Genomic DNA, 22,701 nt, shown 5'->3' with positions numbered 1-22,701 from the left:
CGCGGCGCTGGCGATGCATTTAGTGGATGCGGCGTGCGCTATGCACAATGAGATGGGATCGCTGGCAGAAAGCAATATCGTATTGCCGGGCTAAGCATTCAGGCTTGAGGGGGCATTTACCCCCCTGAGGTTGCTGACAAAGAAGGAAAAAGCGTGGTTTTTCCTTCTTTGTGGTTATCAGCTGAAAATCAATAAATTGATTTTCCTTGTCTTTTATTGATGACCTATGTTCGTTTGGCGAAACACGTGGGTTTGTCATCAGTCTGAACCGGGGGCAGGCCCCCGGTTGTACTCAAATACTCAAATTACAGACCCAGCAGGCCGATAGCATAACCGACGATACCGATAACGAAGAAGCCCATGATGATCCACAGCGCGTTAACTTTCTTACGCAGCAGCCACATACAGGCAAAGGTTAACAGCAACGGCACCAGACCCGGCATCAGCTGATCAAGTATGGTTTGCACCGTGGTCACTTTAACCGCGCCGGTCTGGTCGGTTATCTTCGACACCACCAGCGGTATATTAACGTGCGTCCACTTGTTAACCAGTGCCCCCATAACGAACAGGCCGAGAATTGACGCCCCCTCGGTCAGTTTTTGCAGGAAGCCGCCGCCCATATCCTTAACGATATCAATACCTTTACGGTATCCGTAAGCTACCCCGTAGTAACGGGTCAGCAAACGCACGGCGTTGAACAGGATAAAGAATAGCAGGGGGCCAAGCAGGCTACCGCTCATCGCGATACCGGCGCCAAGTGCTGCGAAGACCGGGCGTACTGTGCCCCAGAAAATCGGGTCACCTACGCCGGCCAGCGGCCCCATTAAGCCCACTTTGATACCGTTGATGGCACCATCGTCAATTTCCGCGCCGTTTGCACGCTGCTCTTCCATCGCAAGCGTTACGCCCAGCACCGGGGCGGCCACATAAGGGTGGGTGTTAAAGAATTCCAGGTGACGTTTAATCGCCTGCTTACGCGCATCGTTGTTCTCAGGATACAGGCGTTTGATTGCCGGGATCATTGAGAAGCAAAAGCCCAGCGCCTGCATACGTTCAAAGTTCCATGACCCCTGGAACAGGTTAGAACGCAGGAATACGCCACGAATATCACCCGGGGTGAGTTTTTTCTCGGTAGTCGTTGTTTTGGTGGTATCAACCATTTCGCTCACCTATTAATCTAATTCGTTATCGAGATCGTTAGCACCGGCTGCTGGCGCAGGTGCGCCGGCGGAACGGTTGTATTTCGGGCTCAGCTGGATGTACAGAACTGCCATCACAGCGCCAATCACACCCAGCGCAACCAGGTTGAAATCGGTGAAAGCCGCGGTAACGAAGCCCAGATAGAAGAAGGGCATCAGGTAGCCTGCGCGCATCATATTGATGACCATCGCATAACCCACCACCACAATCATGCCGCCGGCGATGTTCAGACCGCTGGTCACCACTTCAGGAATGGCGTTGAGCATGTTCTGTACTTCACTGGTACCGACGGAAATGGCGACGATAACGGCAGGAATAGCGATACGCATTGCCTGTAAGAACAGGGAGGAGACGTGGATCCAGGAGAGCGCCGAGAGGTTGCCGTTTTCGGCGGCCTTATCCGCTGCGTGCTGGAAGCCCACGGTAATAGTACGAACGATAATGGTCAGCACCTGGCCTGCCGCCGCCAGCGGGATGGCCAATGCGATACCAGAACCAATGCCCTGGTGACCGGCGATGACCAGAATAGTTGAGATAATCGACGCCAGGGCCGCATCGGGAGCTACCGCTGCACCGATGTTCATCCAACCCAGAGCAATCATTTCTAATGTGCCGCCGATAATAATACCGGTTTGCATATCACCGAGTACCAGACCAATTAAGGTACAGGCGACCAGCGGACGGTGGAACTGAAATTCATCGAGCACCGACTCCATACCGGCAATACAGGCTACGACAAACACCAGCACAATCTGAAGAGTGGTAATCTCCATTGTACTTCTCCTTAAACGTGTGACTTATGTGTGAAATCTGAGCAAAACGTCGAATTGAGCCAATCACTGCGGCAGTTAGCCTTTCACCTTCGCAATCAGGTCCATCATTTTCAGTTTTTGGTCGCTGGAAACCTTGCGCGCTTCCAGCTCAATGCCGCGCGCGTTGAGTTTCTTAAAGGCTTCAATATCTTTTTCATCGACGGAAATGGCGTTATTCACCTGGGTTTTACCCTGACGGAACGCCATTCCGCCGATATTGACTGACTTAATATTCACTCCGCCTTCCACGACGCGTTCAACATCGGTTGGGTTGGTGAACAGCAGCATCACACGGTCGCCTGCATATTTGGGGTTGTTGTAGACGCGGATCATTTTAGCCACATCCACCACATGGGCGGTCACACCGGGAGGCGCAACCTGCGTCAGCAGCGTTTTACGCACGGTATCGGCTGCCACTTCATCACTGACGACAATAATGCGGGTCACGTTGGTTTCTTTGGTCCAGCGGGTCGCAACCTGGCCATGAATCAAACGGTCGTCAATACGCGCCAGACCGATGTTCATATAATCATTGGGGCCCATTGGCTTGAGCGGTGCTGCGGCTTTAGGTGCCGCGGTGGCAACCACAGGAGCCGCTTTTTCAACCGGTTCTGCTTTCAGGGCTTTCACCCCTTCACGGCCAGTTTCGACCGCCAGCGCCACTAACTCATCGAACGACGGGTTATCATCGCGAGCCATCAAGGTTTCGACCAGCATCGGAATATTGACCCCGGCGACGACCTCGTAATGCTCTTTATCGACGACAATACGGCTGGCAGCATTAAACGGGCTACCGCCCCAGGTATCGACGAGAAACAGCACACCTTTGTCGGTGGCCAGGTTGGCCAGTTGAGCATGGTACTTTTCGATCAGAGTTTCGGCGTTTTCGCCGGGAACGAAATCTATCCAGCCAACGTTTTCCTGTTCGCCCAATAGCATTTCTGCGGTTTTCAGCAACTGTTCTGCTGCCCAGCCATGCGTGCCTATGACAATAGCAATAGTCACTTGCTACCTCCTGTGTTGGTCATCACCACACCCTTAATATGGGTGTTTTGTAGATTATCCGTTTCATCAAGCGAATCGATTCAGATAACGGTATGAGTAAAGATGCGTAACGTAAGACGGATTTATTTTAGACAGTGAAAAAATTATTTTATGTGATGAAGATCGGTAATTTAACTTTGTTACCTTTTCAAGGAATTGAGCGACAAAATATGGCCTCCCGAGGTTGCAGAAAAATTGCAAAATAAGGTAAAACTTTGCAAAAGAGCATCTTGCTCTGATATTGTTTGCTTCTTGTTTAATCGCTAAGGAGTACAGGGCTGTAGCCCACTGTATGGACCGTCACCGACGTCTTTTCAATCTCAGGTCTGAGTATTCAGCCTTTCATATTGGCGTTTCACGCCCCGAAACCATCTCAACTCATATCACTGCGTCCGCGTTATGCGGGATGCTGCTTAGCTATTTTCAAAGCAGGAGCATGTCATGGAACTCTTAATGGATCCCCAGATTTGGGTGGGTTTACTGACGCTAATTGTGCTGGAAATCGTACTGGGTATTGATAACCTGGTCTTTATTGCCATCCTCGCAGATAAATTACCGCCAAAACAACGTGATAAAGCCCGACTCATCGGTTTATCGTTGGCTTTGTTGATGCGCCTGGGTTTGTTGTCATTAATCTCATGGATGGTGACCTTAACTCAGCCGTTGTTCAGCGTCGGCGAAATGACCTTCTCCGGACGCGATCTCATCATGCTGTTTGGTGGCCTGTTCTTGCTGTTTAAGGCAACGACCGAGCTCCATGAACGGCTGGAAAATCGCCAGCATGATGACGGGCACGGCAAAGGTTATGCCAGTTTCTGGGTGGTGGTATTACAGATTGTGGTGCTGGATGCGGTGTTCTCACTGGATGCGGTAATTACCGCGGTGGGGATGGTCAATCACCTGCCGGTGATGATGGCGGCGGTGGTTATCGCAATGGGTGTGATGCTGCTGGCGTCAAAACCGTTAACCAACTTTGTTAACCAACATCCTACAGTCGTGGTGCTGTGCCTGAGCTTCTTGTTGATGATTGGTCTGAGCCTGGTGGCTGAAGGCTTCGGTTTCCATATTCCGAAAGGCTATTTATACGCCGCGATTGGCTTCTCGATAATCATCGAGTTTTTCAACCAGATTGCGCGCCGTAACTTTATTCGCCACCAGTCCAATGTGCCGCTGCGCGCCCGCACGGCTGACGCGATTTTGCGCCTGATGAACGGCAAACGCCAACAGCGTGCTCAGAATGAAGACCACAAAACGATAACGCCAATCGAAGCGGAATCTTTTGCTGAAGAAGAGCGTTACATGATTAACGGCGTGCTGACGCTGGCGTCTCGTTCGCTGCGCAGCATCATGACGCCGCGTGGAGAAATCTCATGGGTCGATGCCGAGAAATCCCGCGCGGAAATTCGCGAGCAGCTGCTTGAGTCGCCGCACAGCTTGTTCCCAGTATGCCGTGGTGAACTTGATGAAATTATCGGTATTGTGCGTGCTAAAGAGCTGCTGGTGGCGCTGGAAAATGGCGGAGATGTGGCCGCTATTGCCGCGCAGTATCCGGCTATTGTGGTTCCAGAAACCCTGGACCCCATCAACCTGCTGGGTGTATTGCGCCGCGCGCGCGGCAGCTTCGTTATCGTCAATAACGAGTTTGGCATAGTACAAGGCCTGGTCACGCCGCTGGATGTGCTGGAGGCGATTGCCGGTGAATTCCCGGATGCTGACGAAACGCCTGAAATCGTGCGCGATGGCGACGGTTGGTTAGTGAAAGGCTCCACCGACCTGCATGCGATTCAGCAGCACCTGGATATCAATACGCTGGTCAACGACAGTGAAGACATCGCCTCGATTGCCGGTTTGGTTATTGCGGTAAACGGCCAGATCCCGAAAAAAGGTGAGGTTATTGCAGTGGCTCCGCTTAGCATTCAGATTGTTGAAGCCAACGATTACCGCGTCGACCTGGTACGCGTGGTAAAAGAACGTTCTGAACATGAAGACGAAGAAGAGTGATTTAGCGTAGCAGGGTCACCCGAACAGGGTGGCCCTCTTTTCAGAGGGCCGGAAGGGATTAATCACACTGCACTTTGATAGCCAGGCCACCGCGTGAAGTTTCACGGTATTTGGCGTTCATATCTTTGCCCGTCTCGTACATGGTTTCGATAACTTTATCGAGTGAGACGCGCGGCTCGCTGGTGCGGCGCATCGCCATACGAGTGGCGTTAATAGCCTTCACTGAAGCAATGGCGTTACGTTCGATGCAGGGCACCTGCACCTGGCCTGCCACCGGATCGCAGGTTAACCCCAGGTTATGTTCCATCCCAATCTCTGCGGCAACGCACACCTGCTCCGGGCTTGCGCCGAGAATTTCTGCAAGGCCTGCGGCAGCCATGGAACAGGCCACGCCCACTTCCCCCTGGCAACCCACTTCAGCGCCCGAAATAGAGGCATTCATCTTATACAGCGCGCCAATCGCGCCGGAGGCGAGGAAGTAACGGATATAGGTATCCGGGCTAACCGACTCAATAAAGTGATTGTAATAGGCAAGCACGGCCGGAACGATACCGCAGGCGCCATTGGTCGGTGCGGTAACCACACGTCCGCCCGCGGCGTTCTCTTCGTTAACCGCCAGCGCAAACATGTTCACCCAGTCGATCACGTTCATCGGATCGTTGGACAGTTTATCGCTGGAAACCAGCATACGGCGCAGGGCAGATGCACGGCGCGGCACACGCAGCGGGCCAGGCAGCACGCCTTCGGTATTCACACCGCGATCGATACAGGCACGCATGGTCTGCCAGACGTTAGCAAAATACTCTTCAATCTCTTTACGGCTGTGCAGAGCCAGTTCGTTCTGCATAATCACGCCGGACAGCGACATGCCGGTGTCCTTGCAATGCTGAAGCATTTGCTGGGCTGAATTAAAGGAGTAGGGCACGACGATTTCGTCTGCGGACTCTTTGCCGAAATGCTCTTCATCAACGATAAACCCGCCGCCGATGGAGTAATAGGTTTTGGTGTAGATCTCTTTCTCGCCGCTAAACGCGTGGATGGTCATGCCGTTTTCATGCAGCGACAGGTTGTCGTGGCGAAAACACATGCCGGAATCTTTTGGGAAATCGACTTCATGGCGACCCTGGGCCAGCCACAAACGGCTACGGGTTTCTACATCGCGGATAAACGTCGGAATGGCGTCAATATCTACCGTGGCCGGTTCATTGCCTGCAAGGCCCATGATAATGGCGATATCGGTATGGTGCCCTTTGCCCGTCAGAGAGAGGGAGCCGTAAACATCAACACCAATACGCGTCGTGCTTTCCAGTAATCCTTTTTCGAGCAGGTCATCGACAAACAACTTACCGGCCTTCATCGGACCGACGGTATGGGAACTGGAAGGCCCAATGCCGACTTTGAACATGTCGAATATGCTAATCACGCTAAAACTCCTTTCAGGACACCGGATAAATAAAATTTACTGCTGCAAAATCACAGCGGGTTAGTTTAAAAATTTATTGCTTACCGTTGTAAATTATTCACATGAATTAAACTAATGCTTAACCTTAGCTGCCCTAATGACGGCTAAAGTGCGGCAAGACACTCTGCTAAATATAGACGTATTTACAGAATTAAAGAGTGATCAGGCTTCCACGCCTGTCTGTAGCGCTAGCTCGCGGATAATGCCCGCCGTCATGCCCCAGACAAAGTAGTGCTGATACCAGGAGAGCCAGACGCGGTGAGCGTTACCGCGCCGATGAATATCCAGCGGATGGTAGCGGCCAAGCGTCAACGCTTCCACCAGCGGCATCTCAAACACCGCCGCGACTTCGTCTTCGCAGGCACGCCAGGGCAGATTGGGGGGAATAATGCCGACGACCGGTGTGACCCGAAACCCGGTGGCGCTATCCACCGGCGGCAGAGTGCCAATCACTTCAACGCTGTCAGGAGGAATGGCAACCTCTTCCCAGGCTTCACGCAGCGCTGCCGCAATTAACGATTCATCGCTGTCATCAACCGCGCCGCCGGGGAAGGCAACCTGTCCGGCATGTTTACGCAGCATCGCGGAACGCTGCGTCAGCAGCAGGCCGGGCTGCGGGCGGCGTACCACAGGAACCAGCACTGCGGCCTGGCGTTTATTGCCGCTGATGGATGGAGCCGAGGGTTGCAGCAGCTGAAAACGCGTTAAGAAATCGTTCATGCTCAGGGATGAAGCAGCCATTCATCAATTCTCTAATTGCGGCAGAATACGATTAACTTTATCAAAAGTTTCCTGATATTCCGCAGATTCATCGCTGTCGGCCACAATGCCGCCTCCCGCGGAGCAGTAGAGTTTACCGCCTTCAGCGGTCAGCGTCCTGATGGTAATACTGGTGTCCATATTGCCGCAGAAGCTCAGATAGCCAATGCTCCCGCACCAGGCGTTGCGCCGTTGCGGCTCTAATTCTTCGATGATCTCCATGGCACGTACTTTGGGGGCCCCGGTAATCGACCCGCCAGGGAAACAGGCGCGCAGCAGGTCGGTTGCCTGCAGATGCTGCGGCAAGCGAGCGGTAATAGTGCTGACCAGGTGGTGAACCGCCGGGAAGGGCTCCACCACAAATAACTCGGGGACTTTTACGCTACCCGGTACGGCAACACGCCCCATATCATTACGCAGCAAATCGACAATCATCAGGTTTTCCGCGCGATCTTTTGGCGAGTTCGCAAGCTTCTCGGCCTGCTGCGCATCGGCAACCGGGTCGGCAAGACGGGGCAACGTGCCTTTAATTGGCCGCGTCTGGATATTTTTACCCGCCAGCAACACAAAACGCTCCGGTGACAGGCTCAGAATCACACTGTGCGGCAGGCGAATAAAGGCGCTGAAGGGGGCACGGTTAGCGGCATTCAGGCGCTCAAAGGCCTGCCATTCATCACCCTGAAAGCTGGCGTGAAAACGCTGTGCGAGATTGATCTGGTAACAGTCGCCGCTTTTGAGATATTCCTGTACCTGACGGAATTTAAGTCCATACTGCTCGCGGGTCATATTGGAGCACCACGCGCTTGTCAGGCGGAACGGCTCAACAACCGGTGCTGTCTGGGCCTGTAGCCAGTTCAGGCGCGCCGCAATATCTCCCCAACAAACCAGCGTAAGCTTGTGAAGCTGATGATCGGCTATCAGCGCCCAGTCATAAATACCTATCGCCATATCCGGCGTAGTGAGGTCGTTGCGGGCAATCTGCGGTAATTTTTCGAAATGGCGGCCCAGATCGTAGCCAAATAAACCCAGCGCGCCGCCTAAAAAGGGTAATTCCGGGTGTGTGGCAGGCTGGTAGCCAAAGCTATCAAGGGTTTGCTGCAATAAATGTAGCGGGTCGCCGGAGTGGGTTGAGCTGACGCCGGCTATGCAGATTGTCGTTTCAGCGCCTCGGGTTACCAGCGTTGCGCGAGGGTCTGCCACCAGAATATCAAAACGGCTATGGGGATGGTCAGCAAAACCGGAATGCAGCAGCATTGCCCACGGCTGTTGCGCAACCTTTTTGCCAGCGTGCTGAACCGTAGTCGGATGCCACGGCAAAGTGCGAAAAGTTAGAGTCTGCAACGTTATAAACCACAACTAAAAAAGAGACAGATCATCCTGCTTACCAGTGAACGCTCTGGAATCAAGGAAAGCAGCGTGAAATAATTACCCCAGGCAATGTAACAGGAGTCGAAAATGTTTGCAGGATTACCCGCATTATCCCATGAGCAGCAGCAAAAAGCCGTTGAGCGTATTCAGGAGCTGATGGCCAACGGTATGAGCAGTGGGCAAGCGATTACAATGGTTGCCGCAGAAATCCGCGCCAGTCATACCGGTGAAATGGTTGCCGTTCGCTTTGAAGACGACGATATCGGCGAGGCTGAAAGCGACGACGAAAACGCCAATGATGACGACCAGGAGAGGTACGTCGATCATTATGAAGAAAACGACGACGATAAATAACGCGGGCCGCGACCCGCATGGCTTCACGCTGCCGCGATAATCTTAATTTCTACTTTGTAGCGCGGGTTCATTAATTTTGCCTGCACGGTACAGCGTACCGGCGCATGACCCGCGACAACCCACTCGTCCCAGGCTTTATTCATCGCCGCGAAGTCGGCGCTTTCCGGCAGGAAAATGGTGGCGTCGAGGATTTTGCTCTTATCGCTGCCTTGCTCAAGCAGCACGGCGTCGATCTGCGCCAGGGTGTTTGCCGTCTGTTCGTAGGCATCGCCATCCAGGTTTTCCGGCACGCCAGTGTAGTAAAGGGTGTGGTTGTGAATCACCGCATCAGACCAACGCGCTTCGGGTTTTATACGCACAATACTCATCACTGTTTCCTTTTCAGCTTATTCATCGAGCGCTAGCCTGCCACAATCCGCAGGCCGCTGCCACCGGCTAGCTGGATAAACACCGCCCGGGCTGACATAATCGCGGGCCTAACCCAGGAGATATTGTGACAGACGATTTTGCAGCAGACGGCCAACTCGCCACGGCGATAACTGGTTTTAAACCGCGTGAGCCGCAACGGCAGATGGCTGAAGCCGTCACCAAAGCTATCGCTTCCGGGCGCGAGCTGGTGGTGGAAGCGGGGACCGGGACCGGTAAAACCTACGCTTATCTGGCACCAGCGCTGCGATCGGGCAAAAAAGTCATTATCTCGACGGGATCAAAAGCCTTACAGGATCAGCTCTTTTCCCGAGACTTGCCGACGGTTGCGCGCGCGCTTGATTTTAAAGGGCGGCTGGCGCTGCTGAAAGGGCGATCCAACTATTTATGCCTGGAACGTTTAGAGCAGCAGGCGCTGGCGGGGGGCGATCTGCAAGTGCAGACCCTGAGCGATATCGTGAAGCTGCGCGGCTGGGCGATTGAAACGGTCGATGGAGATATCAGCACCTGCGCAAGCGTTGCGGAAGATTCCGCCGTCTGGCCGATGGTGACCAGCACCAACGACAACTGCCTGGGGCAGGACTGCCCGTTGTATAAAGAGTGTTTCGTGGTCAAGGCGCGTAAAAAAGCGATGGATTCCGATGTGGTGGTGGTGAACCACCATCTTTTCCTCGCCGATATGGTGGTGAAAGAGGGCGGTTTCGGTGAGCTGATCCCCGAAGCCGAAGTGATGATTTTTGATGAAGCGCACCAAATCCCGGACATCGCCAGCCAATATTTCGGCCAGTCGGTCTCCAGCCGCCAGCTGCTGGATATCGCCAAAGACATCTCTATCGCCTATCGCACCGAAGTGCGTGACGCGCAGCAATTACAAAAGAGCGCTGACCGCCTGGCGCAGAGCACCCAGGATTTCCGCCTGCAAATGGGCGATCCCGGCTATCGCGGCAACTTGCGTGAACTGCTGGCGCAGCCATCGATTCAGCGTGCGCTGCTGCTGCTCGATGACGCCCTGGAGCTGTGCTATGACGTGGCAAAACTGTCGCTGGGGCGTTCGGCGCTGCTGGATGCAGCGTTTGAGCGGGCGGTGATTTTGCGCGGGCGCATCAAGCGTCTCAAAGAGGTCGACACGCCAGGCTATAGTTACTGGTATGAGTGCAACTCGCGTAACTTCACGTTGGCGCTGACACCGCTGTCGGTTGCCGATAAATTCCAGGAAGTGATTGGCCAGAAAGCAGGCAGCTGGATCTTTACCTCGGCCACGCTTTCGGTCAATGACCAGCTCAGCCACTTTACCGATCGCCTGGGCATTACCAACGCCGAGACCTTGCTATTAGCCAGCCCGTTTGATTACGCCAGCCAGGCGTTATTGTGCGTGCCACGCGGTTTGCCCGCGGCCAATCAGCCGGCCGCCGCCAGGCAGCTGGCAACAATGCTCAAGCCGCTGATTGAGGCCAACAACGGTCGCTGCTTTATGCTGTGTACCTCCCATTCCATGATGCGCGATTTGGCCGAACAGTTTCGCGCTACCATGACTCTGCCGGTGCTGCTGCAGGGGGAAACCAGCAAAGGCCAGCTATTGCAGCAGTTTGTTGATGCCGGTAACGCCTTACTGGTGGCGACCAGCAGTTTCTGGGAGGGGGTAGACGTGCGTGGCGATGCGCTGTCGCTGGTGATCATCGACAAACTGCCGTTTACTTCGCCTGACGATCCGCTACTGAAAGCGCGCATGGAAGATTGCCGCCTGCGCGGCGGCGATCCCTTCGAAGATGTGCAGCTCCCGGACGCGGTTATCACCCTGAAACAGGGCGTCGGGCGCTTAATTCGCGATGTGGACGACCGGGGGGTATTAGTGATTTGCGATAACCGCCTGGTGATGCGCCCCTACGGGGCCGTGTTCCTCAACAGCCTGCCGCCCACACCGCGTACGCGGGATATAAATCGGGCAGTTGCGTTCCTTAACTCAGGTCCGGCGCAGTAATTTATGCCAGGCTATGGTATGATGCGCGCCGATTTTTGACCCTATTTTTTCCGCCAGAGGTTGGCAAAGCCATGCGAATTTTAGCCATCGATACCGCGACAGAAGCTTGTTCAGTTGCTCTGTATAACGAAGGGGTTTCCTGTGCCCATTTCGAACTCTGCCCGCGCGAACACACGCAACGTATCCTGCCGCTGGTACGCGATATCCTGAACGAAGGCGGCGTTGCGCTTAACCAGCTAAATGCGCTGGCCTATGGCCGTGGCCCCGGTAGTTTTACCGGCGTCCGTATTGGCATTGGTATTGCGCAGGGGCTGGCGCTGGGCGCTGAACTGCCGATGATTGGCATCTCAACGCTTGCGACAATGGCGCAAGGCGCATGGCGCATGACGGGCGCTACGCGCGTGCTGGCCGCTATCGACGCCCGGATGGGGGAAGTGTACTGGGCGGAATATCAGCGCGATGAACACGGCATCTGGCACGGTGAAGAAACCGAAGCGGTGTTAAAACCTGAGGCGGTTGCCGGACGGTTGAAGCAGCTGGCAGGCGAATGGGCTACGGTGGGTACCGGCTGGCAGGCCTGGCCTGATATGGCTCAGGGCAGTGAACTCATTATTCGTGATGGCGAAGTTTCACTGCCGACGGCGCAAGACATGCTGCCTTTGGCTATTCAGGCGCTTAATTCCGGGAATACGCTGGCGGTTGAACATGCCGAGCCGGTTTACCTGCGTAATGAAGTGACATGGAAGAAACTTCCAGGTCGCGAGTAGCACTCAAGGTTTTCGTTAAGCGAAACGGCTGGAGGAGAGAGGATATGGCTGGTTTATCTGTCAGAATAGTGAGCCGATTAGCGGCAGCCGCAGCGGCAATATTGCTCAGCGGCTGCGTCAGCATACCTGATGCCATTAAAGGCACCAGCGCCATGCCTCAGCAAGATTTAGTGCGGGTGATGAATGCGCCGCAGCTCTATATCGGGCAGGAGGCGCGTTTCGGTGGGCGAGTGGTAAACATCGATAACCAACAGGGAAAAACCCGTCTGGAAATCGCCACGGTTAACCTCGACGAAGGCGCCCGCCCTCTGCTCGGTGAACCCTCCAAAGGTCGCATTTACGCGGACGTTAATGGCTTCCTCGACCCGGTGGATTTCCGTGGCCAACTGGTTACCGTCGTTGGCCCCATCAGCGGCGTGGTTGAAGCTAAAGTCGGTGAAACACCCTATAAGTTTATGGTGCTGCAGGTGAATGGCTATAAACGCTGGCGCGTTACGCAGCAGGTGGTGATGCCGCCACAACCGATCGACCCGTGGTTCTGGGGCGGGCCTTATCATGGCCGTTATGGTTACGGCGGTATGTGGGGGGGAGGTTGGTACAATCCTGACCCGGCCCAGGTACAGACTATCGTTACCGAGTAACCGTTTGTTTGACTGAATCAAAGAGGCAGCGGCAGGTCCGCTGTCTCTTTATTTTCAGAATGGAATAAAAATAATTAGTGATGTGCTTCGCAACCTTAAATCAGCCTAATTAATAAACTGGTACGCTGAGTTAATATTATGTTAACGATGTGTTTATGTATTGGGGTTGTGATGACAACAAATACGACATTCAGAGGTGGATCCTTGAAGAAGGTTTGGCTTAACCGCTACCCGGCCGACGTTGCGGCTGAGATAAATCCTGACCGTTATCACTCCCTGGTTGATATGTTTGAACAAGCGGCGGCGCGCTATGCCGACCAGCCTGCATTCATGAATATGGGCGAAGTGATGACCTTCCGGAAGCTGGAAGAGCGCAGCCGCGCGTTTGCCGCGTACTTACAACAGGGGCTGGGTCTGCAAAAAGGCGACCGCGTGGCATTAATGATGCCGAACCTGTTGCAATATCCCGTGGCGTTATTTGGTATTTTACGCGCAGGCATGGTGGTGGTGAACGTTAACCCGCTGTATACGCCGCGCGAACTTGAACACCAGCTTAATGACAGCGGCGCCAGCGCGATTGTGATTGTCTCGAACTTTGCCCATACCCTGGAAAAAGTGGTTGACAAAACCCAGGTGAAACACGTGATCCTGACGCGTATGGGCGATCAGCTCTCCGCGGCAAAAGGTACGCTGGTTAACTTCGTGGTGAAATACATCAAGCGGCTGGTGCCGAAATATCACCTGCCCGATGCCATCTCCTTTCGCAGCGCGCTGCAACACGGCTATCGTCTCCAGTACATCAAACCTGAAATTCTTAATGTCGATCTCGCGTTCCTGCAATATACCGGCGGAACGACCGGCGTGGCCAAAGGGGCGATGCTGACGCACCGCAACATGCTGGCAAACCTCGAACAGGTCAAAGCCGCCTACAGCCCGCTGCTGTTTGAACGTAAAGAGCTGGTGGTTACCGCACTGCCGCTTTACCACATCTTCGCGCTGACCATGAACTGCCTGCTGTTTATTGAGCTTGGCGGGCAAAACTTGCTGATCACTAACCCGCGAGATATTCCCGGGCTGGTCAAAGAGCTGGCCAAATATCCCTTTACCGCCATGACGGGCGTAAACACGCTGTTTAATGCGTTACTTAATAACAAAGAGTTCCAGCAGCTCGATTTTTCCAGCCTGCATCTTTCCGCCGGCGGCGGGATGCCTGTGCAACATGCCGTGGCGGAGCGTTGGGAAAAATTAACCGGGCGCTTCCTGCTTGAAGGCTATGGGCTGACCGAGTGTGCGCCATTAGTCAGCGCCAATCCGCACGATATGAATTATCACAGCGGCAGTATCGGTTTGCCGGTGCCGTCTACCGAAGTGAAATTGATTAATGACGAAGGTGAAGAAGTGCCGCCAGGCGAGCCGGGTGAGCTGTGCGTGAAAGGCCCACAGGTGATGCTGGGCTACTGGCAGCGTCCGGATGCGACCGATGAAATTCTGCATGACGGCTGGCTGCGTACCGGTGATATCGCGGTGATCGACGAAGAGGGCTTTATGCGTATCGTCGATCGCAAGAAAGATATGATTCTGGTCTCAGGCTTTAACGTCTATCCAAACGAAATTGAAGATGTCGTGATGCAACACAGCGGCGTGCTGGAAGTTGCGGCGGTTGGCGTTCCGAATGGTGCCTCCGGCGAGGCGGTGAAAATCTTTGTGGTGAAGAAGGATGCCTTGCTGACCGAAGAAGCGCTAATCGTGTTTTGCCGTCGCCACCTTACCGGCTACAAAGTACCTAAGCTGGTGGAATTCCGCGAAGAGCTGCCAAAATCGAACGTTGGCAAAATATTACGACGAGAACTACGTGACGAATCGGTCAGTAAAGGCAACAATAACGCCTGAGCTCCGAGTCAGTCGCCCTAACGCCGGTTCGCCGGCGTTTTTTATGGGCGCAAACCTAAGAGAACTGAATTTGACTTACCAAATGATTACTACCGACGCAGCCCTGGCCACCGTGTGCGAGGCGGCGCGTAAATTTTCAGCCGTTGCGCTGGATACCGAGTTTGTTCGCACCCGCACCTACTACCCGCAGTTGGGTTTGATCCAGCTCTACGATAGTGAAACGGTATCGCTGATTGACCCGTTGACCATCTCCGACTGGTCGCCGTTTAAAACTCTGTTGCAGGATACGGCGGTGATCAAATTCCTGCACGCCGGGAGTGAAGATCTGGAGGTGTTCCTTAACGCCTTTGGCATGTTGCCCGAGCCGTTTATCGATACGCAGATCCTGGCCGCTTTCAGCGGGCGTCCGCTCTCATGCGGTTTTGCGACCATTGTCGAAGCTTTTACCGGCATCGCGCTGGATAAGAGTGAATCCCGCACCGACTGGATTGCGCGCCCGCTGACCGAACGTCAGTGTGAATATGCCGCCGCCGACGTGCTCTATCTACTGCCAATTGCGCATAAGCTAATGGAAGAGACCGCGGCTGCCGGCTGGATGGAGGCGGCTCTGGATGAGTGCAACTTAATGGCGGCGCGTCGTCAGGATGTGCTGGACCCGGAAGAAGCATGGCGTGAAATCGGCAATGCCTGGCAATTGCGAACCCGCCAGCTTGCATGCCTGAAAAAGCTGGCATCCTGGCGTCTGCGTAAAGCGCGCGAGCGCGATATGGCGGTTAATTTCGTGGTGCGTGAAGAGCATCTCTGGCAGGTGGCGCGCTATATGCCGGGATCTTTAGGCGAGCTTGAACACCTTGGCCTGAGCGGGAGCGAAATCCGCTTCCACGGTAAAGCATTACTGGCAATGGTGGCTGAGGCGCAGGCGCTAAGCGATGAGGCGTTACCCGAGCCGTTAAGCAACCTGGTGGATATGCCGGGCTACCGCCGTGTATTCAAAGCGATTAAAGCTTTAGTGCAGCAGGTGAGTGAAACCTGTGGTTTGAGCGCTGAATTACTGGCCTCACGCCGCCAAATTAACCAGCTGTTAAACTGGCACTGGCAATTAAAATCATCGGCAACGCCACCAGAATTAATCAGCGGCTGGCGTGGTGGTGTTATGGGCGAGGCGTTAAAAACGCTGCTGGCAGACTTTTAATAGCTAACAGGCGCGGAAAGTTTACTGGGAATAATTACAGTGTTTGCCGCGATAATAATGGGATATAAACATTAACCTTTAAGAATAGTCTGTTTTAAAAAAGTAGTGAGAGCGTAAAAATAAATAAGCCCCAGAGATCATTTCCGGGGCTTATCAGGTAACAAGTATTACGCCGATTTCGTTGTGGCTTCCGGTGCCTCCGGCAATGTCACGTTAAGTTCCAGAACGGAAATATCGTCATCTTTTTGATCGAGCACCACGGTTAACATCTCCGGGTCGATTTTTACATATTTGCAAATCACTTCCAGAATATCGCGTTTTAGCTGCGGTAAATAATGAGGTTCACTATCACCACGGCGTCGCTCCGCAACGATAATTTGCAGGCGTTCTTTTGCAATGTTGGCGGTATTCTTTTTCCGTGAGAGAAAAAAGTCTAGTAATGCCATAACTTATCCTCCGAACAGGCGTTTGAGGAAGCCTTTCTTCTCTTCTTCAATGAAGCGGAAAGGGCGTTCTTCGCCAAGCAGGCGTTCAACGGTATCCGCGTAAGCTTTACCTGCGTCGGCCTCCTGGTCAAGAATGACCGGCTCCCCCTGGTTTGAAGCACGCAGCACCGATTGATCTTCAGGAATAACCCCGACCAAAGGAATGCGCAGAATTTCCAGCACATCTTCCATGCTCAGCATATCGCCACGATTTACGCGGCCTGGGTTGTAGCGCGTTAACAGCAGGTGCTCTTTAATCGGCGCTTCGCCGTTTTCGGCGCGGCGAGATTTAGAAGAAAGAATCCCCAGAATGCGGTCTGAATCGCGTACCGAGGAAACTTCAGGGTTAGTGGTGATAACCGCTTCATCGGCAAAATAGAGCGCCATTAATGCGCCGGTTTCAATCCCCGCCGGGGAGTCACAAACGATAAATTCGAAGTCCATATTTTTCAGGTCTTCAAGCACCTTCGCCACGCCTTCGCGGGTCAGGGCGTCTTTATCGCGCGTTTGCGATGCTGGCAGAATATAAAGCTGCTCGGTACGTTTATCTCTGATCAACGCCTGGTTTAATGTCGCATCACCTTGAATAACGTTAACGAAGTCATACACCACGCGACGCTCGCAACCCATAATTAAATCCAGGTTACGCAGGCCAATATCAAAATCGATAACGACGGTTTTTCTTCCCTTTTGGGCCAAACCCGTAGCGATGGCCGCGCTGGACGTGGTCTTACCGACGCCCCCTTTACCCGACGTAACAACAATAATGCGTGCCATAAAGGAATTCCTTGTTAAAGGGCTTAATTCAAAGATTGAACGGAGAGAGCACCGCTCGCCAGACTCAGGCGCGCCGCTTTCCCATAATAATCGGCTGGTATCTGCTCACTCAGCCAGTATTCACCCGCTATTGAGACCAGCTCAGCAGCAAGATGGGTACAGAATATTTGTGCATCACGGGAGCCATCGGCACCCGCCAGAGCACGGCCACGCATCATGCCGTAAACATGAATATTACCATCTGCGATAAGTTCTGCACCGGCACTAACATGATTGGTAATAATCAAATCACAGTTTGGCGCATAAATGCGCTGGCCGGAACGAACCGGGGCATCAATCAAACGCGTTTTTGTGACAGGGCTAACAATGGGCTCGGCAGGGGGCGCAATTTCAACAGACGCGGCTTTCGCGCGTGAGTTTTTTTCTTTCCCTTCCGTCAGCAGGGGCAAACCGGCGCGCTCGATCTCTTTTTTCAGCGTTTCGTCTTTACAGCCGCTAATCCCGACTAGCCGCAGACCGGATGAAACTACCGCCTGCTGGACTTCCTTCCAGTTGACCGAACCCTTGAGGCTGGCCACATTCACCACTACCGGCGCATTTTTCAGAAAGGCGGGAGCCTGAGAAATTTTATCCTGAAGGGCCTGGAGAATGACCTCGGGTTGTGCATCATGTAAATGAAGCACGGATAAGGTAAAACTGCTGCCTTTTAACTCGATTGGCGTGTTTGACATCCTGCCCTTACTCAATTCAGTTTTAATCCCCACCGCTGTGGGACGATATTCCGAAGTACATCTGGCATGTTATAGTCACCGCTATATTCAGGCAAGCCACCAGCTGGCGAAAATAGAGTAAAAAAAATGTTTTGTGTGATCTACAGAAGTAGCAAACGTGACCAGACTTATCTTTATGTCGAAAAAAAAGACGATTTCTCGCGCGTGCCTGAGGAATTGATGAAAGGTTTTGGCACTCCTCATTTGGCGATGTTATTACCGCTGGATGGCAGTAAAAAACTGGCGAACGCTGATGTTGAAAAAGTGAAACAGGCGCTAAAAGATGAAGGCTATTATTTACAGCTGCCACCGCCGCCAGAAAGTTTGTTAAAAATGCACCTGCAAAATAGTCCGAAAAAATAAGTTTCAGACCCATAGCAACTCTATACACAACATAAAGGTAGATGATATTCAGAACAAATAACCGCGGCGAACCGGATGAATACTCCAGCAGTTGTGGGCACCGGTATTCAGCGGCCATTTTTCTCTACTATCAAAAGTCATTAACGCCACGACGCAGGGGGAAGATATGTATCAGCATCATAACTGGCAGGGTGCGCTGCTGGATTTTCCGGTCAGCAAAGTAGTGTGTGTAGGCAGCAACTACGCAAAACATATCAAAGAGATGGGCGGCGCAACGCCGGATGAGCCGGTGTTGTTTATTAAACCAGAAAGCGCGCTGTGTGATATTCGCCAGCCGCTGGTTTTGCCCGCCGATTTGGGCTCCGTTCACCATGAAGTGGAGCTGGCGATTCTGATTGGCTCTACGCTTAGGCAGGCAACGGAAGAGCATGTCAGCAAAGCGATTGCAGGCTATGGTGTCGCCCTCGATCTCACGCTGCGTGATTTACAGGGAAAACTGAAAAAAGCCGGGCAGCCGTGGGAAAAAGCCAAAGGGTTTGATAACGCTTGCCCTATCTCCGGCTTTATTCCTGTGAGTGAATTTAGCGGCGATCCGCAAAATACTCCGATTGCGCTGAAAATTAATGGTGAAGTGCGCCAGCAGAGCAGCACGGCGGACATGATCCATAAAATCGTACCCTTGATAGCCTATATGAGCCGCTTCTTCACGCTACGCGCGGGGGATGTGATCCTCACCGGTACCCCGGACGGGGTAGGGCCACTGAGCAGCGGTGATGAACTCGAAGTCAGCTTCGCCGATCGCAGTTTGACTACCCGCGTTCTATAATCAATTTGCCGCCTGCGGGCGGCAACGCTTGCATCTGTAGCCGAGACTGTTTATAAGGTGCGCTTGTTTTTTGATTACCGGACCAACATCATGACTACAGCGCCGTTCTGGCAGAGCAGGACTCTTGACGAAATGAGTGACGCGGAGTGGGAATCTCTGTGTGACGGCTGCGGCCAGTGCTGTTTGCATAAGCTGATGGATGAAGACACGGATGAGATCTATTTCACCAACGTCGCCTGTAAGCAACTAAACATCAAAACCTGCCAGTGTAAGAACTACGAACGCCGTTTTGAGTACGAGCCAGATTGTATCAAGCTGACCCGTGATAACCTGCCGACTTTCGAATGGTTGCCACACTCATGCGCCTATCGCCTGTTAGCCGAAGGCAAAGCCTTGCCAGCGTGGCATCCTTTGCTGAGCGGTTCCAAAGCGGCCATGCACGGTGAGCGCATCTCGGTGCGCCATATTGCGGTAAAAGAGTCCGAAGTGCGCGACTGGCAGGAGCATATATTGAACAAACCTGAGTGGGCAGACTAAACCACCGGGTTGATGAAAGAACACAAAAATAAATCGTACAAAGCGAACGCTTTATGATAGGGTGTTCTTTCAATAATAAATAAAAGTAGGTTTTTATCCAGTATTTAACATTTAAGTGTCCGTCATGCGGCGGTTCACAGTATCGCACCTCCCACTACGATGTCCGAGAAACAAATCCCCATGGCGCTGTTTGTATCTTCTGTAAATCAGGGATGCACCTCCTTCATCGTCCGATGAGTGCGATTCATCAATATAACGTAGCGGCTCGCTAAGCGCTGGCTTCGCTGGTTTGCTTTGCTCTTGCCTGCGCTGTTACCATTGCCTCCATTAACGGAGGCATAATGAAAAAAATAACACTACTGCTCGGGGCGCTGATTTTCAGCGGCTGTTCATCACCACAACCTACGGCACCTGAGCCGCCGCAGGTTATCGGTATGCCGAACCCGGCGTCAGTTTACTGTACAGAGAAAGGCGGTGAGCTGCGCGCGGTGAAAACCGAGTTGGGTGAGCGCGGCGATTGCGTTTTACCGAGTGGCGAACGTATAGACCAGTGGCAGCTTTACCGTCGCGATCGTGAATAATAAAAAACCCGCATCAGCGGGTTTTTGTATTTAAATCTTATAGTTAGCGGCTAAACAGATCGCGGCGCTTTGGTTTGAAGGGCTGAGCAATGAACACCAGCACGGCAAGCAGCAGGAACACGGCAAAAATCCCTAACAGCCACTGCACCATATCCAGCGTCAGGAACTCCCACTGGCGCACGGAACAGTCACCTGTTGCCACAAACACTGACGGTAACCACTTATCCAGCGGCAGCCAGCTCGGGAAACGCGCGGCAAATTCACAGGTTACAAACGGAGAAGGGTGAAGCTGAAGCATGGTGTGTTCCCATGCCAGCTGCAGACCTTTTCCGGCGCTGTAGAGCCACAGCGCAATCCCGGCATAACGCAGCGGGCTTTTTGGTGCGATAGCGCCGACAATCCCTGCCCCCATCACGCCAAACAGCGCACAACGTTCGTAAATACACATCACACAAGGTTTCAGCATCATGACGTGCTGGAACCACAATGCCACCATTTCCAGGGCAAAAGCAGTGAATGCCAGAAGAAGCCAGGCACCGCGCCCACGGGAGCATTGGTTTAAATATCGCAACATAATCAGTATCCCTGCAGCATGCGTTGAGTCGGCAGTGTAAACGAATTCGATTTTTGCGCCAGTATGCACATCAAAATAATCCGCTAATTGAATGTTATTCAGGCACAAAACCTAAACGGGCCTGCGCCCGTTTAGCCACTCTTAATGCGAAAACGAATTTATTCCTGGCGAGGAGATCCAACCTGCATGGAGCATCCATTCGGTTGCCGGCACCAGCGTAAATTCAACGCATATCAACCCGACCAGGGTCAGCACCAGGGTGTAGGGTAGCGCCATCAGCACCATGCGGCCATATGAAAGACGAATGAGCGGGGCCAGCGCCGAGGTGAGCAGGAACAGGAACGCGGCCTGGCCATTTGGCGTGGCAACGGATGGCAGGTTGGTGCCGGTGTTAATCGCCACGGCCAGTAGCTCAAACTGTTTCAGATCGATAACGCCGTTGGTCAACGCGGTTTTCGCTTCGTTGATATATACGGTGCCGACAAACACGTTATCGGAAATCGACGAAAGAATGCCGTTGAACAGATAGAACAGCGCCAGCTGCGAATGCGGTTCGGCCTGCAGGACAAACTGAATCACCGGCGTAAACAGATGCTGGTCGACAATTACGGCAACAACCGCAAAGAAGACGGTTAGCAGGGCGGTGAACGGCAGCGCTTCGGTAAAAGCTTTACCTATCTGATGCTCATCGGTGACGCCGCACAGGGAGGTGGCAAAAATAATCACCGACAGGCCAATTAACCCCACCTCAGCCAGGTGCAGCGCCAGCGCAATCACCAGCCAGATGCCAATCAGCGCCTGCACCATCAGCTTCATAAGATCCTGACGGGTACGTTTTTGTGCGCTTTTGGTATCGTAATCCTGCAAAATATCACGCACTTTTTCGGGCAGTTTTTCGCCGTAGCTCAGTATCTTACTGGACTCCAGTAACACACAGGTCGCTAAACCGCAGAACAGCACCGGCAGGGTAACCGGGGCCATACGTAATAAGAAATCGCCAAAATGCCAGCCGGCATTTTTCGCAATAATCAGGTTTTGCGGTTCGCCGACCATGGTCATTACGCCGCCCAGCGCGGTGCCAACCCCCGCGTGCATCATCAGGCTACGCAGAAAGGCGCGGAACTGTTCAAGCGTGCTGCGGTTATCGGCGTCGAGCCTGGTGTCATCCTGAATATCATCTTCAAGCTCGCCGGTGGAGGCGACGCGATGGTAGATGTCATAAAAGCCAACCGCTACGCTTATCACTACCGCAACCACGGTGAGGGCATCAAGAAATGCCGATAAAAAAGCGGCCGCGATACAAAAAGCGAGGGAAAGTAAGATTTTTGAGCGAATGCCGAGCAGGAGCTTTGTGAACACCAAAAGCAGCAGCTGCTTCATGAAGTAGATCCCCGCCACCATAAATATCAGCAGCAGTAACACCTCAAGATTGGCGGAAATCTCTTCACGTACATGATCTGCCGTGGTCATGCCGACAAACACCGCCTCAATGGCGAGTAGCCCACCCGGCAACAGCGGGTAACATTTCAGGGCCATGGCAAGCGTAAAGATAAACTCTGCCACCAGCAGCCAGCCTGCAATAAATGGGCTGACAAACCAGAAAACTACAGGGTTAATGACTAAAAAAGCCAGTAAAGCCAGTTTATACCAATTTGGTGACTGGCCTAAGAAGTTACGAAATAGCGCACGCCCGGTAGACATTTCCATCGTAGAATTTTCATGCTCCAGTTATCTGTATTACTTCAAAGCCAGGCGAGGCGATGTAGTCTCCCCGCTCTTAACGTTGAAATCATTCGGATAGATATAAAAAGTTGCGTTCCATTGTGTCGCTTCAGGGTACTCGCGCATATGATATCAATCAAGGCGCAGGAATAGAGATTGCTGACAAAGAAGG

At 53.1% G+C, this 22,701-nt stretch carries 23 protein-coding genes and 1 pseudogene; 12 read left to right on the top strand and 12 right to left on the bottom strand.

All coding sequences use genetic code 11. From position 1 onward, the window contains the following. Nucleotides 1-305 precede the first annotated feature (305 nt). The 3 genes from EHN07_RS19690 to manX all read right to left on the bottom strand — a co-directional run bounded on the left by EHN07_RS19690 (nucleotide 306) and on the right by manX (nucleotide 3,017). Nucleotides 306-1,160, bottom strand: a complete 855-nt coding sequence (locus tag EHN07_RS19690; RefSeq protein WP_034495941.1) for a PTS mannose transporter subunit IID — start codon at nucleotides 1,158-1,160, stop codon at nucleotides 306-308. Between the two features lie 12 nt (nucleotides 1,161-1,172). Further along, complete coding sequence (locus EHN07_RS19685; RefSeq protein ID WP_124025700.1) at nucleotides 1,173-1,973, bottom strand: PTS mannose/fructose/sorbose transporter subunit IIC; 801 nt, start codon at nucleotides 1,971-1,973, stop codon at nucleotides 1,173-1,175. A gap of 75 nt (nucleotides 1,974-2,048) precedes the next feature. Continuing rightward, entirely contained in the window at nucleotides 2,049-3,017 is a 969-nt protein-coding gene (gene manX / locus EHN07_RS19680; RefSeq protein WP_124025699.1) for a PTS mannose transporter subunit IIAB, read from the bottom strand. A 480-nt stretch (nucleotides 3,018-3,497) separates the two neighbouring features. On the opposite strand from manX, the gene yoaE reads away from it, so the two are divergent. After that, nucleotides 3,498-5,057: a CNNM family cation transport protein YoaE gene (yoaE, locus tag EHN07_RS19675; protein WP_124025698.1), complete on the top strand. Its 1,560-nt coding sequence runs from the start codon at nucleotides 3,498-3,500 to the stop codon at nucleotides 5,055-5,057. Nucleotides 5,058-5,115: 58 nt separating this feature from the next. Here the strand turns inward: yoaE and sdaA are convergent, their stop codons facing one another. The 3 genes from sdaA to pabB form a co-directional block, all read right to left on the bottom strand. Next, nucleotides 5,116-6,480: an L-serine ammonia-lyase gene (sdaA, locus tag EHN07_RS19670; RefSeq protein ID WP_124025697.1), complete on the bottom strand. Its 1,365-nt coding sequence runs from the start codon at nucleotides 6,478-6,480 to the stop codon at nucleotides 5,116-5,118. Nucleotides 6,481-6,681: 201 nt separating this feature from the next. Then, nucleotides 6,682-7,260 (bottom strand): CoA pyrophosphatase, encoded by a 579-nt coding sequence (locus EHN07_RS19665; RefSeq protein ID WP_124025696.1) that lies wholly within the window; start codon nucleotides 7,258-7,260, stop codon nucleotides 6,682-6,684. Between the two features lie 3 nt (nucleotides 7,261-7,263). Continuing rightward, entirely contained in the window at nucleotides 7,264-8,619 is a 1,356-nt protein-coding gene (gene pabB / locus EHN07_RS19660) for an aminodeoxychorismate synthase component 1 (RefSeq protein ID WP_124025695.1), read from the bottom strand. A gap of 114 nt (nucleotides 8,620-8,733) precedes the next feature. Here pabB and EHN07_RS19655 point away from each other — a divergent pair. Next, nucleotides 8,734-8,916: pseudogene (locus EHN07_RS19655) on the top strand (YoaH family protein); the annotation flags it as partial. A 107-nt stretch (nucleotides 8,917-9,023) separates the two neighbouring features. Here the strand turns inward: EHN07_RS19655 and EHN07_RS19650 are convergent. Further along, nucleotides 9,024-9,368, bottom strand: a complete 345-nt coding sequence (locus tag EHN07_RS19650) for a RidA family protein (protein WP_124025693.1) — start codon at nucleotides 9,366-9,368, stop codon at nucleotides 9,024-9,026. Between the two features lie 125 nt (nucleotides 9,369-9,493). Here EHN07_RS19650 and yoaA point away from each other — a divergent pair, with 125 nt between their 5' ends. The 5 genes from yoaA to rnd all read left to right on the top strand — a co-directional run bounded on the left by yoaA (nucleotide 9,494) and on the right by rnd (nucleotide 15,894). After that, nucleotides 9,494-11,404 carry a DNA repair helicase YoaA gene (yoaA, locus tag EHN07_RS19645; RefSeq protein WP_124025692.1) on the top strand — a complete coding sequence of 637 codons (1,911 nt, stop codon included), beginning with the start codon at nucleotides 9,494-9,496 and terminating at the stop codon, nucleotides 11,402-11,404. A 71-nt stretch (nucleotides 11,405-11,475) separates the two neighbouring features. Beyond that, nucleotides 11,476-12,171 carry a tRNA (adenosine(37)-N6)-threonylcarbamoyltransferase complex dimerization subunit type 1 TsaB gene (gene tsaB / locus EHN07_RS19640; RefSeq protein ID WP_124025691.1) on the top strand — a complete coding sequence of 232 codons (696 nt, stop codon included), beginning with the start codon at nucleotides 11,476-11,478 and terminating at the stop codon, nucleotides 12,169-12,171. 44 nt (nucleotides 12,172-12,215) lie between these two features. After that, entirely contained in the window at nucleotides 12,216-12,812 is a 597-nt protein-coding gene (locus tag EHN07_RS19635; RefSeq protein WP_124025690.1) for a Slp family lipoprotein, read from the top strand. Nucleotides 12,813-13,016: 204 nt separating this feature from the next. Then, a complete protein-coding gene (gene fadD, locus EHN07_RS19630) occupies nucleotides 13,017-14,702 on the top strand; it encodes a long-chain-fatty-acid--CoA ligase FadD (protein WP_124025689.1) in 1,686 nt (561 codons plus the stop codon). Between the two features lie 70 nt (nucleotides 14,703-14,772). Beyond that, nucleotides 14,773-15,894 carry a ribonuclease D gene (gene rnd / locus EHN07_RS19625; RefSeq protein ID WP_208647008.1) on the top strand — a complete coding sequence of 374 codons (1,122 nt, stop codon included), beginning with the start codon at nucleotides 14,773-14,775 and terminating at the stop codon, nucleotides 15,892-15,894. A 167-nt stretch (nucleotides 15,895-16,061) separates the two neighbouring features. On the opposite strand, the gene minE is transcribed toward rnd, so the two are convergent. From minE to minC, 3 genes are read right to left on the bottom strand one after another with little or no spacing between them, the layout of a single operon-like run. Further along, nucleotides 16,062-16,340 (bottom strand): cell division topological specificity factor MinE, encoded by a 279-nt coding sequence (gene minE / locus EHN07_RS19620; protein WP_124025688.1) that lies wholly within the window; start codon nucleotides 16,338-16,340, stop codon nucleotides 16,062-16,064. A gap of 3 nt (nucleotides 16,341-16,343) precedes the next feature. Further along, entirely contained in the window at nucleotides 16,344-17,156 is an 813-nt protein-coding gene (gene minD / locus EHN07_RS19615) for a septum site-determining protein MinD (protein WP_064559011.1), read from the bottom strand. Nucleotides 17,157-17,179: 23 nt separating this feature from the next. Next, nucleotides 17,180-17,887, bottom strand: coding sequence for a septum site-determining protein MinC (gene minC / locus EHN07_RS19610; protein ID WP_124025687.1), 708 nt, complete (start codon nucleotides 17,885-17,887; stop codon nucleotides 17,180-17,182). A gap of 126 nt (nucleotides 17,888-18,013) precedes the next feature. On the opposite strand from minC, the gene EHN07_RS19605 reads away from it, so the two are divergent. From EHN07_RS19605 to EHN07_RS19585, 5 genes are all read left to right on the top strand, one after another. Then, the gene (locus EHN07_RS19605; RefSeq protein WP_124025686.1) at nucleotides 18,014-18,289 is read left to right on the top strand and encodes a YcgL domain-containing protein; all 276 of its coding nucleotides are present in this window, start codon (nucleotides 18,014-18,016) and stop codon (nucleotides 18,287-18,289) included. Between the two features lie 166 nt (nucleotides 18,290-18,455). Continuing rightward, on the top strand, nucleotides 18,456-19,115 hold the full coding sequence (locus tag EHN07_RS19600; RefSeq protein ID WP_124025685.1) for a fumarylacetoacetate hydrolase family protein: 660 nt from the start codon (nucleotides 18,456-18,458) through the stop codon (nucleotides 19,113-19,115). A 90-nt stretch (nucleotides 19,116-19,205) separates the two neighbouring features. Beyond that, nucleotides 19,206-19,652: a YcgN family cysteine cluster protein gene (locus EHN07_RS19595; protein ID WP_124025684.1), complete on the top strand. Its 447-nt coding sequence runs from the start codon at nucleotides 19,206-19,208 to the stop codon at nucleotides 19,650-19,652. Between the two features lie 95 nt (nucleotides 19,653-19,747). Further along, nucleotides 19,748-19,924 (top strand): cold shock small protein YmcF, encoded by a 177-nt coding sequence (gene ymcF, locus EHN07_RS20745; protein ID WP_124025701.1) that lies wholly within the window; start codon nucleotides 19,748-19,750, stop codon nucleotides 19,922-19,924. Nucleotides 19,925-19,993: 69 nt separating this feature from the next. Next, nucleotides 19,994-20,233 (top strand): putative hemolysin, encoded by a 240-nt coding sequence (locus tag EHN07_RS19585; RefSeq protein ID WP_124025683.1) that lies wholly within the window; start codon nucleotides 19,994-19,996, stop codon nucleotides 20,231-20,233. Between the two features lie 43 nt (nucleotides 20,234-20,276). Here EHN07_RS19585 and dsbB read toward each other — a convergent pair whose 3' ends face one another. Together dsbB and nhaB are read right to left on the bottom strand one after the other, a co-directional pair. After that, on the bottom strand, nucleotides 20,277-20,807 hold the full coding sequence (gene dsbB / locus EHN07_RS19580) for a disulfide bond formation protein DsbB (protein WP_124025682.1): 531 nt from the start codon (nucleotides 20,805-20,807) through the stop codon (nucleotides 20,277-20,279). Nucleotides 20,808-20,948: 141 nt separating this feature from the next. Next, nucleotides 20,949-22,514: a Na(+)/H(+) antiporter NhaB gene (gene nhaB / locus EHN07_RS19575; RefSeq protein WP_124025681.1), complete on the bottom strand. Its 1,566-nt coding sequence runs from the start codon at nucleotides 22,512-22,514 to the stop codon at nucleotides 20,949-20,951. Between the last annotated feature and the right edge of the window lie 187 nt (nucleotides 22,515-22,701).

Origin of the sequence: Buttiauxella warmboldiae (assembly GCF_003818135.1) — a bacterium.
GTDB classification, from domain to species: Bacteria; Pseudomonadota; Gammaproteobacteria; order Enterobacterales; family Enterobacteriaceae; genus Buttiauxella; species Buttiauxella warmboldiae.
This window is presented reverse-complemented; position numbering and strand designations above follow the sequence as displayed.

Bases quoted from the DNA above. Each gene is read 5' to 3' on its own strand.
- EHN07_RS19635 (WP_124025690.1), top strand. From the start codon at position 12,216: ATGGCTGGTTTATCTGTCAGAATAGTGAGCCGATTAGCGGCAGCCGCA.
- tsaB (WP_124025691.1), top strand. From the start codon at position 11,476: ATGCGAATTTTAGCCATCGATACCGCGACAGAAGCTTGTTCAGTTGCT.
- EHN07_RS19585 (WP_124025683.1), top strand. From the start codon at position 19,994: ATGAAAAAAATAACACTACTGCTCGGGGCGCTGATTTTCAGCGGCTGT.
- EHN07_RS19595 (WP_124025684.1), top strand. From the start codon at position 19,206: ATGACTACAGCGCCGTTCTGGCAGAGCAGGACTCTTGACGAAATGAGT.
- EHN07_RS19650 (WP_124025693.1), bottom strand. From the start codon at position 9,368: ATGAGTATTGTGCGTATAAAACCCGAAGCGCGTTGGTCTGATGCGGTG.
- EHN07_RS19600 (WP_124025685.1), top strand. From the start codon at position 18,456: ATGTATCAGCATCATAACTGGCAGGGTGCGCTGCTGGATTTTCCGGTC.
- EHN07_RS19605 (WP_124025686.1), top strand. From the start codon at position 18,014: ATGTTTTGTGTGATCTACAGAAGTAGCAAACGTGACCAGACTTATCTT.
- EHN07_RS19690 (WP_034495941.1), bottom strand. From the start codon at position 1,160: ATGGTTGATACCACCAAAACAACGACTACCGAGAAAAAACTCACCCCG.
- nhaB (WP_124025681.1), bottom strand. From the start codon at position 22,514: ATGGAAATGTCTACCGGGCGTGCGCTATTTCGTAACTTCTTAGGCCAG.
- minC (WP_124025687.1), bottom strand. From the start codon at position 17,887: ATGTCAAACACGCCAATCGAGTTAAAAGGCAGCAGTTTTACCTTATCC.
- minE (WP_124025688.1), bottom strand. From the start codon at position 16,340: ATGGCATTACTAGACTTTTTTCTCTCACGGAAAAAGAATACCGCCAAC.
- EHN07_RS19685 (WP_124025700.1), bottom strand. From the start codon at position 1,973: ATGGAGATTACCACTCTTCAGATTGTGCTGGTGTTTGTCGTAGCCTGT.
- minD (WP_064559011.1), bottom strand. From the start codon at position 17,156: ATGGCACGCATTATTGTTGTTACGTCGGGTAAAGGGGGCGTCGGTAAG.
- yoaE (WP_124025698.1), top strand. From the start codon at position 3,498: ATGGAACTCTTAATGGATCCCCAGATTTGGGTGGGTTTACTGACGCTA.
- dsbB (WP_124025682.1), bottom strand. From the start codon at position 20,807: ATGTTGCGATATTTAAACCAATGCTCCCGTGGGCGCGGTGCCTGGCTT.
- EHN07_RS19665 (WP_124025696.1), bottom strand. From the start codon at position 7,260: ATGGCTGCTTCATCCCTGAGCATGAACGATTTCTTAACGCGTTTTCAG.